This is a genomic window from Rhizobium sp. AN68, from assembly GCF_030758035.1.
Lineage (GTDB): Bacteria > Pseudomonadota > Alphaproteobacteria > Rhizobiales > Rhizobiaceae > Agrobacterium > Agrobacterium tumefaciens.
Genome location: NZ_JARWMI010000001.1, coordinates 40,048 through 52,083, shown reverse-complemented (window position 1 = coordinate 52,083; position 12,036 = coordinate 40,048). Strand labels below are relative to the sequence as shown.

The window sequence follows — 12,036 nt, the reverse complement described above, 5'->3', positions numbered from 1 at the left end:
CTGCTTTCAGGCGCGTCCCATGATGGCCTCTGTGACCGACACGAAGGCGCTTTGCCGACTGGGCGGAGCCGACCCCATTACCGCCGTTCACTATGCGGGCTGACTTCCCGGAAGCAATCATCGCGGGGGGGCCTTAGCTGTAAAGGTAACGACGCATGCAATAGAGCAGCGTTGCCATTTCCGCGTTCTCGCGCAAGTCGATCGCGCGCCTGAAGAGGAACCGATGGGTCGCCTCGTCGACGCCATTGGTTAGCTCGCATTCAAAGGTGAACCGATGCGTCTGTGAGGATCGGCTGGTTTAGCGAACGAAAGCTTCCGTGAACTTAATGCGGGCCAACGACCGATTGAAGCTGCTTTGCCAGCTTGCCAGACCCGATCCCATTCTGGCCGTTTGGCGCCAGAACGCCAACGCCCAAAAGCCGCCGCGAGCAGCTAATCCAAAAGCTTGCCTTGCGCTCCGTCCTTATGCCGCGCTCGCAGCTTCCCCAAGATCTCGTGTGAGAAACATGACGGTCGCCAAATCGAACGTTCCTCTGGGAAACTCTCCCAGATTGTGCCACTCGACACGAGCATCGGCGGGCGTGCCCTGGAAAGTGGCCTCAGTATTGGCCGAGAGGGCCGAAGCGCTGTAGGGAATTAAGATCCTCTGCCTCATTTTCGTGGTTTGCTCTGGGCCGGCGGTGAGCCGAACTTGCGGGAATAGGCGCGGGAAAATGCGGCGGCGCTGCCGAAGCCGACCCCGGCGGCGACCGATTTGACACTTCGTCCGGCGCGCAGTTCTGCTCGTCCAAGCGCCAGGCGCCAGCTATTCATGTAGGCGATAGGCGACTGGGCAACGGTTTGCGTGAAGGTGGAAATGAATTGTCCGCGCGACATATCCGCTATGGCGGCAAGGTCCGCAATCCGCCAATTTCGCGCCGGATTGTCATGTATGGCCACAAGGCTGGGATGCAGTGCGGGGTGCGCCAGACCCGCCAGTAATCCCGCATCGACCGTGCCGATCGCTATTGCCTTGCGGATCGCAAGCACGACGATGATCTCGCATAGACGCGCCTCGATAGTACCGCCACCACAGCGGGCGACCTCGACTTCGGCCACCATCAGTTGAGACAAACCGCGCAATTCCGGTTCGTTGGCCAGTGAAAGGCACAATTCGTCTGGCAGTGCACCGACCAACGGATTGGCACTACCGCCAAAATCCACTGTGGCGCCAGCGCATATAACTGCGCCATCCGGCAGCGACGCCGTGGATCTGGCGCGATAAAGCAGATGGGTCGGTTCACCTGCGCCATGGACATTGATGATCAGGAGGTTAGCGGCTTCAGCACAATCGCAACGTGATGCGCCAAGATGAAAGGCTTTCAGGAAAGCCGTCAACCGATCATGTTTTCGCCCGGAATCTGAACTTTCAGTCATGTATTTCCTCCCTTTCCTGATCGCAAATCTTGTATCCTCCTTGAGCGAAGCACGCCAGCACGTCTAAACAGACAAGAGACAGCATGACACAGGATTCTGCAGCCAAATTTGACGCCTCCCGCGCAGGGGAATACGCACGACAGAGCAGGATAGCGCTGGCAGGATATGACGCCTGCCACGAGCTTTCCGCCTGCATGCTGTCTGCAGCTCTGGGCGAAGGAACGGCGGCACGTGTGCTGGTTGTCGGGGCCGGCGGTACGGCGGGCGAAATCATCGCCGCCGCTCGGCTGGAACCGCAATGGTCCTTTGTCGCCGTCGATCCTTCAGCACCGATGCTCAACCTCGCACGCGATCATCTGGTCAGGGCCGAAGTGTCTGACCGGGTGGAGACCGTCCTCGGTACCGTCTCCGATCTGGATAGAGCTCCATCGTTTGACGCTGCAATCATGATCGGCGTGCTGCACCATTTGCCAGGGAACGCCGCAAAGCAGGATGTTCTGGCGCAGATTGCAATGCGGCTGTATCCTGACGCGCCCCTGATTGTGGCGGGGAATTATCGGGCATATGCGTCTCAGCCCCTGCTCATGGCAGCCTGGGCAGCACGCTGGCGTATGAACGGCGCCGGGCCTGAAGAGGTCCAGACCAAAATGGGCAAGATTCTGCAGGGCGCGGAGCCACCCCGATCGGAAGACGAGGTCATTTCGTTGCTGGAGGGCGTTGGTTTCAACGAACCGCTTCGGTTTTTTGCAAGCCTGTTTTGGGGAGCATGGCTTGCCCGACACGTGGGGAACGCTAAGTGAGCGCCATAATCTGCTCCATTTGCAGACAGTTTGGATCAAAGAGACAAGTTCACTCTAAGCCATCCGGTATTGGCAAATTGTCAGCCGGAACCCTGATGGCTCAACGTAACGCCGGGGCGAAAAACGCCGTATGAGCACACTCGCGCAGCTAGAGGATAGCTTTCAGGCCTTGAGCGACAACGCGAGCGACTTGAACGAAGGCGTATATCCGGAAAAGGCCGATGCGCCGAAATACACGACCCCGCTCGGCTCGGTGCCCTTGGCTCATATGATAAAAATCGGCGAGGCTGCATGCAACCTCGCCGTATCTGGCCGTTGACCTGCGCGTTCTATTTACGCGTAAAATTCGGGAGCCTTCTTGAAGTTCGCCCAGGCGTCAGGGTCATGGCCGGTGACGACTGTCGCATCGTGCTTTTCGGCATAGGTGCGGAGCTTCTGAACAGAACGGACCGTGTCAACGGTCGAGGCAAGGAAGCCAGGCAAAGCCTTCTCTTCCCAGTGGTCCAGTGTGTAGGCAGCATCGATCGTCAGGAGAAGCGGTTTGCTGTTTGGCAGGCGCACCAGGAAGGACTGGTGGCCGGGCGCGTGACCGGGCGTGAAGATCGTGGTGAGCGTGCCGTCGCCGTAAACGTCGTAATAATCGTCCTGCGTACCGTTGAGGAACTGCCACTTCAGACCCGGCTTGTCGAAGTCCTTGCGGATATAGCCGCCGCCAGCAAACCAGTCGGGCGTAAAGGCATACTCATATTCAGAGCGCTGCACGATGTGGGTTGCGTTGGGGAAGCGACCGATGGCGCCGGTATGATCGAGATGCAGGTGCGACTGCACAACATATTTGACATCGGCCGGATCGAAACCAAGCGCCTTGATCTGGTCAACGCAGCCCTGGTCCTTGTCCAGCACTGGCCAATAGACATCGCAGATGCCGCCCCAATGGCCACGCGGATCCGTTGCAACTTCAATCGCGTTGCCGCCGTCGATCACGGTGTGCCCGGCCGGATGGGTAATCAGGAAAAACGGAACGGGGATCTCATAGTCCGCACCGTTCCCCTGGTTCATCTTGATGTTGTGTACCTTGCATTTCAGCGTACCCGACTGAAGCATGTAAAGTCTGATATCGGTCACTCGTTTTCCTCCCTTGGAACTGAAGATATCGCTGTAAGAAATGGGTCAGAACGCCTCGCGGTAGAGCGCAAGCGCATCCTCTTCGCGGACTTCGACCGGATTATTGACCAACAGACGGCTCTGTTTCATTGCGTCGGACGCAAGCATGGCGAGCGTGTTGTCCGTCACGCCGACATCGCGCAGACGCCGCGGCGCGCCGCTTTCGTCCATCAGCGTTTCCATATGCTGAACGAACGCATCCGAACGGGTTGCCGCATCCCCTTCACCCGGAACACCCAGCACGTCGGCAAGCTCCGCATAAAGCGACGCTGCAGCCTTCGCGTTAAAGCGTAAAACCGGCCCCAGCATCAGGGCATTGGAAAGCCCGTGTGGCACGTGATAATGGCCGCCCAGCGGATAAGCGAGCGCGTGGACGGCGGCCACCGGTGAGTTGGCGAAAGCCTGACCTGCCAATGTCGCACCCAAAAGCATGCCTTCACGGGCTTTCCGGTCGGCCCCGTTCCTGCAGGCGGCGATCAGGTTTGCACCGAGCAGCCGCAGTGCCTCGCGCGCCAGAGCATCTGATAGCGGGTTCTTCTTGTGTTTGCTGGTGTAAGCCTCGATGGCATGCACCATGGCATCGATACCGGTGGCAGCCGTATGGAGCTGCGGCAGTCCCACCGTCAGTTCAGCATCCAGAAGAACGAAATCAGCGTAAAGCTGCGGGGAAACGACCCCCATCTTGGTGGTTTCGCCCGTGGTGATGATCGAGATGTTTGTGACTTCCGAACCTGTACCGGCCGTGGTCGGCACCAGCACGAGCGGCAGGCGTGATCCCTTTACGTTGCCGATCCCGTACATGTCGGCAAGCGTCTGGTCGGAGACCAGAAGGACAGCCACGAGCTTGGCGATATCGAGCGATGAGCCCCCGCCAAGACCGATGACGATATCGACGCCGATCTGCCTTGCGGACTCGACGCAGTCGGCAACGATATGCTCTGGCGGATCAGCAACGACCTTGTCGAAGATCGTGACGTTAAAGCCGCTGGCCGCAAGGGCGTCAGCAATCGGCTTGATGAGGCCGGCCTTGATGAGACCTGCATCGGTAATCAGCAGCGCCTTGCGCGCCTGAAACCTGCCGGAAAGAATCTCTCCGAGGCGATGGGCGCCACCCCAGGCAACCTGCATGGAGGGAACGGTGCGGAATTCGAAAGGGTTGATGGTCATCTGATCCTCCCAGCGTGATCTCAGCCGATGGCCGAGCACAGGTATTTGATTTCAAGATATTCATCGATGCCGTAGTGCGAGCCTTCGCGGCCCAAGCCGGACTGCTTCACGCCACCGAATGGTGCGACTTCGTTGGAGATGAGGCCTGTATTGTGGCCCACCATGCCGTATTCGAGCGCTTCTGCGACACGCCATGTCCGGCGGACATTCTCGGTGTAGAAATAGGCCGCCAGACCAAATTCGGTGTCGTTCGCCATGGCGACCGCTTCGTCTTCCGTCCCGAACCGAAAGAGCGGGGCGACGGGTCCAAAGGTCTCCTCACGGGCAACCTTCATGGCCTGGGTTGCACCAGTCAGAACCGTTGGTTCGTAGAATGTGCCTCCAAGAGCATGACGCTTTCCACCGATGACGATCTTTGCTCCTTGCCAAGGGCATCAGCAACGTGATCCTCGACCTTTGCCACGGCCTCCTGGTCGATCAGTGGACCTATCAGAACACCAGGTTCCGTGCCCTCACCGACGGACAGGCTTTCGACCCTTTTGACCAGCTTTTCCGCGAATGCGTCGTAAACACCATCCTGGACATAGATCCGGTTGGAGCACACGCAGGTCTGTCCGGCATTGCGGTATTTCGACACGATCGCGCCCTCAACGGCCGCATCCAGATCGGCATCATCAAAGACGATGAAAGGCGCATTGCCACCAAGTTCCAGCGACAGTTTCTTGATCGTCGGGGCCGATTGCGCCATCAGCAGACGACCGACTTCAGTCGATCCGGTAAAGGAGATCTTTCGCACCGTGTCGCTTTCGGTAAACACCTTGCCGATATCGCGTGCGGCGCCCGTCACCACCTGGAAGACACCGGCGGGAACGCCCGCTTCTTCGGCGAGAACACCCAGAGCAAGTGCGGTGAGAGGGGTCTGCTCAGCCGGTTTGACGATCATCGCGCAGCCTGCGGCAAGTGCCGGGGCCGCCTTGCGGGTGATCATCGCGGCCGGGAAGTTCCATGGCGTGATCGCGGCGCAGACGCCGATCGGCTGCTTCAGGATGGTAATGCGCTTGTCCGTGGTCGGCGAAGGAATGGTATCGCCATAAACACGTTTGGCTTCCTCCGCGAACCATTCCACGAAAGATGCCGCATAAAGGGCTTCGCCCTTTGCTTCCGCAAACGGCTTTCCCTGCTCGGCAGTCATCAACGCACCAAGATCGTCAGCGTTCGCCACCATGAGATCAAACCATCGACGCAATATGGCAGCGCGGTCCTTCGCAGCACGGCGGCTCCACTCGGAAAATGCCTTGCCTGCTGACTCGACTGCAGCTTCAACCTCATCTGCCGACAATGAAGGAACGTGACCGATGATCATCGAGTTGGCGGGATTTTCCACCGCAATCGTCTTGCCATCCGCGGCTTTCAGCCAGCGACCATTCACCAGGCAGGCATCACGCAACAGCGCCGCATTTTTTAGCTTGATCATCGACCTCTCCCGCATTAGAGTTCAACTAATTGAACTTGAATCATTAGAGTGAACTATGGGCCAAAGGGGCCAAGTGTGTCAAGGAAGGTGCATGGCTGAAGATCAACAATCGTCGCAAATATCAGACACTGTACCAGCACTCAGACGCGCCGTGCGTATTCTGGATCTTGTGGCAGGTTCCCCGCGGGACCTTACAGCCGCCGAGCTGACACGCATTCTGGATTTGCCCAAAAGCAGCGCGCATGGCTTGCTTGCGGTGATGACTGAGCTTGATCTTCTGGCGCGATCTGCCGATGGAACCCTGCGTATTGGACCCCACTCGCTCAGATGGGCAAATGGTTTTCTGTCGCACCTCGATATCGTATCGACATTCAACGACCATCTCGCCCAGCGCCACGACCTCGATCCCTACACGGTGACCCTCACCGTCCGCGAGGGTGGCGAAGTCGTTTACATCGGCTGTCGCAACTCGGCTCAGCCGCTTGGACACACGTTCCGGATCGGTATGCGTCTGCCGGCGCCATTTACGGCCACCGGGAAGATTCTCCTGTCCGATCTGGGGCCTGGTGAATTGAGGATGCTGTTCTCTCAGTTTCCACAGCCTCTGACATCAAGGAGTGTTGCTGGCCTTTCGCAGCTTGAAGAGGAACTGGCTCTGACGCGCGCTCGCGGCTACTCCATCGACGATGGTCAGATCCGCGAAGGTATGCTTTGCATTGGGGCTGCCATACGCGATTACTCGGGAGCCGCATCTGCCGGCATTGCAATCAGTCTGATCCGCAGCGAAGCCAGCGACGAAAAAATCGCTAGCCTTGGTGAGGAGCTTCGCACCACTGCCAACGCGCTTTCTGAAAAGCTTGGGTACCGATCGCAGAAAGACTAGTCGTAACCTGTAGGGGTATGGTCGATGCCGACGAGCCCAGCTTTGCTGTAGGGGCCAGTGCACCAATACCCCAGGTAACCCGCGTGCAGAGTACGGCTGCGCCGGGCGCACTCCGGATCAAAAACAAAAAAATACATCGTTGATGTATTGAGCGCCAAGGGAAAAGACCTCGGTCCGGAGATGCGCCATCCACCGCGTTGCCTGATACCCAACTGGGACGAAGCCGAACAAAGGGTTGTCAACATAGGTCATTGCCCTCCGGTACGGTGCGAAAACCTCGTGCGTGTCTCCACGAACTTGCCAATAATTTCTCGGCAATTGCAGTGCCAGAAGGCAGATGTACGTTCCCGACCCGGGGAAACCTGGCAAGAGTGGAAACGACGCTTATCGTTAGATCGAGGAACTAGAGACGACTCCTTCGGAGCGTGTCCTAGGTGTCTCGCCGGACCGTATGAGGCGGCGTCTGTAAGCTCGGGACCTGTTGCAGCCGATATCTCGGCAAACGCAGTTGAACTGGCTAATATCCGGTCATCTCCAGATAACCTTGTCCCGATGTGCTTCCATCAAACTCTATTGGCCCCTCCCAGTAGGGGGTTGACGTCGCCATCCAGGCTTTCTCGTTCAGGGGCTTCGTTTTTATGTCGAGGCCACGGCTGGGTATCTTCACGCTCCATTCCACCGGAACGCTCTTGCCGTTGATATCCGCGGTTCGCAACGGACTGAGCAAAACGTCGTCCGGATCGACGGGAGACGCCCTGCCATCGGCGGAAATCCAGTTGGCGGAGATGTAGCCGCTTTTGTCGTCACGCAGACGGAAGGCCATGAGTTTTTCGCCGGATGCGAGGTGAAGGGAAAACCAGTCCCATCCCGTCTGGCTCGAGGCTAGCGGTTGCGACGACCATTCCCGATCGAGCCACGCCTCGCCCGTTACCTCATGAGTTTCACCATCAAGAAAGACGCTGCCGCTGACACTGTAGAATGGCTGGGAGTAATAATAGCTTGCTTGGCCCTCTGCCGATTTAACCGAGTAGCCGTTGTCCCCCTGACGCACCAAAGGCCCGTGGGCCTGAAGTTTCAGACGATATCGGAAGCTCTCGCCATTGGCGTTCAAATCGATCTGATCGAGGTCGTCCCGTGCGTCGTCAGTCCCTGCCTTCATTTGCCAATTGTCAATCCAGGCGTCGAAGGGTTCGCCTTTGACCCCCGCCTGCCCCACGCCTCCCCGCGCCAGCCGTTCGGCAACATGGTGGCGGCTCGCAGTCGTCACGGCTGCGTGGCCAATCCAAATTTGAGGGTCGGACCATCCGGGGCGCTCCACAGGTTCAAGCGCAGAACGAAAAAGTGTCCATTGGACGCCCATGCGCTGTCCATCGGCCGTCTGCAGATTTGCAGTAACGTACCACCACTCGATCTTGAAACCGGGATGCGGCTTGTGGTCTTTTGGAAAGACGAGTTCAACGCCGCGTGTGGGAATGCTGAAGCCTTCGGCATTTGACCCGAGGCCCGCAAAGCCTTGCCCCATGACCGGCGTGGGCAAGGAAGTGCATGAAGCGCAAAGGAGCAGGAGAATGGCTTTAGCGTTCACTGGCGAATATCCTCAGAAGATCAGCCGGCGCGGTTTTAGCAAGCCGTCGAACAGGGATCAGGACCGAAATGATGGCGGCAAGCAGGGCAACAAGACCCAGCCTCAGCCAGTCCAGCGGAAACAGGATCAGCGGTAGTCGCCATCCGAAAGCCTCTACATTGATGATTGCCAGCAAAACCCAGGCCAGTCCCAGCCCGACAGGGATGGCGGCAATGAATGTCACAAGCCATAGCGCAAGAGTTCGCAGGAGCTCCAGCATCGCAAGGTCGCGGCGACGAAGTCCAAGTGCCCAGACAGGAGCAAGCTGCGGCAGTCGAAGCGAAGCGAGCGTAAGCTGGCTCGAAAACATCGCAAAACCCGCCACCGCGAGCGTGAGCACATTCAGCGCGCCGGTGACCGCAAACGTCTGTTCGAAGATTGCCGCAGACTGCCGTTTCAGCGAGGCCTGATCGACAATATTGGCTTCGGGCAGGCCGAACTCAGTCATAAGGCGTTGTCTGAAGCCCGCAACCTCCTGTAGCTCCATGCGAAGGCCGTATCTCAGCTTTTCAATGTCCGGGTAGTGCTGGACGAGGGCATCAAGACCAATGATGATCTCGCCCCTCGGATTGCCATAGTCGGAAAACACCCCGACGACGCGGGCTTTCCAGCCACCTGGCATTTCTATCTCTGCGCCGGGCGACGCCTTTCCTGACCTCCAGAACTGTTCGTTGACCAGTGCACCCTTCCCGCTCGCAATCTCGTCCCATGTTGCGGGCGCGCCCGAAATCAACGGCCAATGATCCCTGTATGTCGCATCGTCAGCGACGCCGAAGATGCGGACCTTCTGCCCCGAAATTTCCCCTTCCGTACTCCAGATGGGTAGAACCGCCCTTGCCTGGTGTGGAAACCACTGCCGCAGACGCGCAGCTTCAGCCTCGTCACGGGCCGTCACATAGACCTCTGCGGCCAGGCGCTGATCGAGCCATCCCACAAAGGTTTGCCTGAAGCTTGAGACCATGGTGCCGACCCCGATATTGGCCGACAAAGCGAGCAGCAATGCCATCAGCGCCAGGGAAAGACCCGGCAGTTGCTGGCGCGTATCAGCGAAAAACCAGCGGGTCAGTCCGTGTCCGGAGATGTGTTCGGCCACTCTCATGCCCAGTGCCAGCAAGGTTGGAAGGATGAGTGCAGCGCCCAGAAGAAGCGCTGCAAGCACTGCGAAACCTGAAATGAGCCCGCTACCCCGCAGGACAAGCGCGCCAGATACAAAAAGCAGAACCATCCCGGCGGCCGCCTGATGGAGGAGGCTTTTCGTGGACACCATCGCCCACGCCCTGCCTTGTGCCGTGGACAGTATCGGCATCCGCCAGACGCGGAGGAGATGTTGAAGCGAGGAGAGCCCGGTCCCCACCAGCGCCATTGCAAGGCCGGCGATCCACCATTCAGGCCGCAGCGAGAGTGAACCGGCAACACTGGCCCCGTAAAGGCCACGCAGGGTCGCGGCCACGCCCGGCAATAGAGCCGATGCGACAACGTAGCCGACGACAATGCCCAGCGCTCCCGATACCAGCGCAAAGAGCGCGGTTTCGATAACCAGCATCGCGGTCAGGGAGCGAAGCGAGACCCCGAGCGACCGTATGGTCCTGAACGTGCCACGCCGTTGCTCGAACGACAGGCCCGTTGCGGAATAAACGATGAAGAGACCGACAACGAAGGCAAGAAAACCAAAAGCCGTCAGGTTGAGATGAAAACTGTCCGTGAGGCTTGCGACGTCGGGCCTGCTTTTTGCCTGTTCGAGGGAAAGTTCAGGGGCTATGTTTCCGATCGTCGGAAGATCGGGGTCTTGCGATGGCGAAACGATAAGCCGGCTCAGTTCACCATTGCGTTTCAACAGGCGGTCAGCCGTGGAAATATCGACGAATGCTGCGCCATCGGGGAGATCCGCTCGTGCCTTAAGGGAAAGGCCAGAGGTATCTTTCAATGTAGCGGCCGTTGCAGGCGAAACGATCATCTGTCCGGGCGTCTGGATGAATTCCACCAGCCCGGACGGATCAGATGGTGCAGGCACCATTCCGTCGGATGGCATGGTCAGGGGGTCGATGCCGATAAGCCTGATACGCGTCGTACCAAACCTGTAATCGCCTTCAATGATCGGAGAGACGTGCAAACCTGCCCTTCGAAGCCGGGCATATGTTTGCGAGGAAATTCTGCCGCCGTCCTTTGCCACCAGTTGATCCAGCTGGTTTTGCGCCAGGACCGAGGCCGCCCGGTCATAACTTGCTCTGGCTTCGGCATTGATTGCCTGGACCGCGCACCAGAGGCCGGTTGCAAGCGTGACGCCGACAATGAGGGTGAGAAGCTGAAGCGGTCTGTAGCGCCAGTGTGACAGCAGCGCGCGGAAAGCGGTCCAGTTCATTACGAAACCTTTCCGCCACTCAGCGCGATACGCCGATCGAGTTTTACCGCCAGCCGGCTGGAATGGGTCACCAGGAGGAGTGTGATCTGCGCGGACTTTGTCAGTCTCAACATAATATCGATGACGATATCAGCCGTCGCCTCGTCGAGATTACCTGTCGGCTCATCGGCAAGAATGAGGGGCGGTCTTGCCGCAAGCGTACGTCCGATCGCCACCCTTTGCTGCTGACCGCCGGAGAGCTGTTCGGGATAGCGTGCAAGCAGCTCTCCGATCCCCAGCGCCTCGACCAGGCTTTTTTCCCAGACCGGGTCGAAACGGCCCGCCAGCCGGGCGTGAAACGAGATATTGGATCCGACATCGAGGCTCGGAATGAGATTGAACTGCTGGAAGATTAAGCCCACCTCCCGGCGTCGGAAGCTCGCTCGACCGGCCTCGTCGAGATCGGTTATTTTCCGACCCCCCACCGTGATGATGCCACTGTCGGGCAAATCAAGGCCGCCGGCCAGATGCAAAAGCGTACTCTTTCCGCTGCCGGATTCCCCCGTCAGGGCAAGACTTTCGCCGGCTTCAAGTGAAAGGTCGACGCCGTTCAGGACCGGGATATTGCCTTCGGCTGTCTGGTAGGATTTCTTGATGCCGGAAAGTGAAAGGACCATGGCTCTTCGATCTCTGCTTCGTCCTATATGGACCGATATGCTGGCGGATCTCAACCGGTTTAGATACCGATATTCCGCGCGCAGCCTAAACGACCGCACGGTTTCTGGCTGTAAAGTCGCCCTCCCCTCTGGCGTCTACCCCCTCCCGTTCCGAGCGTGAGATGGCACCCGACACAAAAAACACTCGCCGTAGCCTTCCGACAGTCATGGTGGCTCCAGGGGGCCGCATTGACCGACGAACTACATGATCAACGTGACGGTGTATGTCGCGGCACCTTAGATCATTTCTGAGCCGGCACCATCCGGACAGTGGACTACACAATGACGGGTTCATCGTGCGAAAATCTCTTCTGCATAAAAGAGAGACGCGACGTCTGAACCCGCTCTTGCTCTGCTGTGGTCTTGCGAACGCGGTGACGCGGTCTGCGCAGGCGCCCAAAGAGAGCCGCCTGCGCATCCGCTCGCAGCGTCAAGGAAGGTGCCTTGGCGCCCT

Annotated in this window: 9 protein-coding genes and 1 pseudogene; 3 read left to right on the top strand and 7 right to left on the bottom strand. The window is 58.6% G+C overall.

Features of this window, described 5'->3' with window-relative positions:
- Positions 1 to 651: 651 nt before the first annotated feature.
- Entirely contained in the window at positions 652 to 1,416 is a 765-nt protein-coding gene (locus RBH71_RS00235; RefSeq protein ID WP_112401587.1) for an AraC family transcriptional regulator, read from the bottom strand.
- 83 nt (positions 1,417 to 1,499) lie between these two features.
- Between RBH71_RS00235 and RBH71_RS00230 the strand changes: the two genes are divergently transcribed.
- Positions 1,500 to 2,216: a class I SAM-dependent methyltransferase gene (locus RBH71_RS00230; protein WP_097169959.1), complete on the top strand. Its 717-nt coding sequence runs from the start codon at positions 1,500 to 1,502 to the stop codon at positions 2,214 to 2,216.
- A gap of 130 nt (positions 2,217 to 2,346) precedes the next feature.
- Positions 2,347 to 2,535, top strand: coding sequence for a hypothetical protein (locus tag RBH71_RS00225; RefSeq protein ID WP_097169960.1), 189 nt, complete (start codon positions 2,347 to 2,349; stop codon positions 2,533 to 2,535).
- Positions 2,536 to 2,549: 14 nt separating this feature from the next.
- On the opposite strand, the gene attM is transcribed toward RBH71_RS00225, so the two are convergent.
- From attM to RBH71_RS00210, 3 genes and pseudogenes are all read right to left on the bottom strand, one after another.
- Positions 2,550 to 3,341 carry an AttM family quorum-quenching N-acyl homoserine lactonase gene (attM, locus tag RBH71_RS00220; RefSeq protein ID WP_003517310.1) on the bottom strand — a complete coding sequence of 264 codons (792 nt, stop codon included), beginning with the start codon at positions 3,339 to 3,341 and terminating at the stop codon, positions 2,550 to 2,552.
- Positions 3,342 to 3,386: 45 nt separating this feature from the next.
- The gene (locus tag RBH71_RS00215; protein WP_323686942.1) at positions 3,387 to 4,547 is read right to left on the bottom strand and encodes an iron-containing alcohol dehydrogenase; all 1,161 of its coding nucleotides are present in this window, start codon (positions 4,545 to 4,547) and stop codon (positions 3,387 to 3,389) included.
- 20 nt (positions 4,548 to 4,567) lie between these two features.
- Positions 4,568 to 6,021, bottom strand: a pseudogene (locus RBH71_RS00210) (NAD-dependent succinate-semialdehyde dehydrogenase).
- Between the two features lie 55 nt (positions 6,022 to 6,076).
- Here RBH71_RS00210 and blcR point away from each other — a divergent pair.
- A complete protein-coding gene (blcR, locus tag RBH71_RS00205; protein ID WP_010974399.1) occupies positions 6,077 to 6,904 on the top strand; it encodes an IclR family transcriptional regulator BlcR in 828 nt (275 codons plus the stop codon).
- A gap of 517 nt (positions 6,905 to 7,421) precedes the next feature.
- On the opposite strand, the gene RBH71_RS00200 is transcribed toward blcR, so the two are convergent.
- The 3 genes from RBH71_RS00200 to RBH71_RS00190 are packed head-to-tail and all read right to left on the bottom strand — an operon-like array spanning position 7,422 to position 11,543.
- Positions 7,422 to 8,489, bottom strand: coding sequence for a lipocalin-like domain-containing protein (locus tag RBH71_RS00200; RefSeq protein WP_010974398.1), 1,068 nt, complete (start codon positions 8,487 to 8,489; stop codon positions 7,422 to 7,424).
- On the bottom strand, positions 8,479 to 10,887 hold the full coding sequence (locus RBH71_RS00195) for an ABC transporter permease (protein WP_162763669.1): 2,409 nt from the start codon (positions 10,885 to 10,887) through the stop codon (positions 8,479 to 8,481). Before RBH71_RS00195 ends, RBH71_RS00200 begins: the two co-directional genes overlap by 11 nt.
- Positions 10,887 to 11,543: an ABC transporter ATP-binding protein gene (locus tag RBH71_RS00190; protein WP_113556321.1), complete on the bottom strand. Its 657-nt coding sequence runs from the start codon at positions 11,541 to 11,543 to the stop codon at positions 10,887 to 10,889. The genes RBH71_RS00195 and RBH71_RS00190 overlap by 1 nt, the downstream gene beginning before the upstream one ends.
- Between the last annotated feature and the right edge of the window lie 493 nt (positions 11,544 to 12,036).

Coding starts and splice junctions, on each gene's coding strand:
- blcR (WP_010974399.1), top strand. CDS start 6,077: ATGGGCCAAAGGGGCCAAGTGTGTCAAGGAAGGTGCATGGCTGAAGAT.
- RBH71_RS00235 (WP_112401587.1), bottom strand. CDS start 1,416: ATGACTGAAAGTTCAGATTCCGGGCGAAAACATGATCGGTTGACGGCT.
- RBH71_RS00195 (WP_162763669.1), bottom strand. CDS start 10,887: ATGAACTGGACCGCTTTCCGCGCGCTGCTGTCACACTGGCGCTACAGA.
- RBH71_RS00190 (WP_113556321.1), bottom strand. CDS start 11,543: ATGGTCCTTTCACTTTCCGGCATCAAGAAATCCTACCAGACAGCCGAA.
- RBH71_RS00215 (WP_323686942.1), bottom strand. CDS start 4,547: ATGACCATCAACCCTTTCGAATTCCGCACCGTTCCCTCCATGCAGGTT.
- RBH71_RS00230 (WP_097169959.1), top strand. CDS start 1,500: ATGACACAGGATTCTGCAGCCAAATTTGACGCCTCCCGCGCAGGGGAA.
- RBH71_RS00225 (WP_097169960.1), top strand. CDS start 2,347: ATGAGCACACTCGCGCAGCTAGAGGATAGCTTTCAGGCCTTGAGCGAC.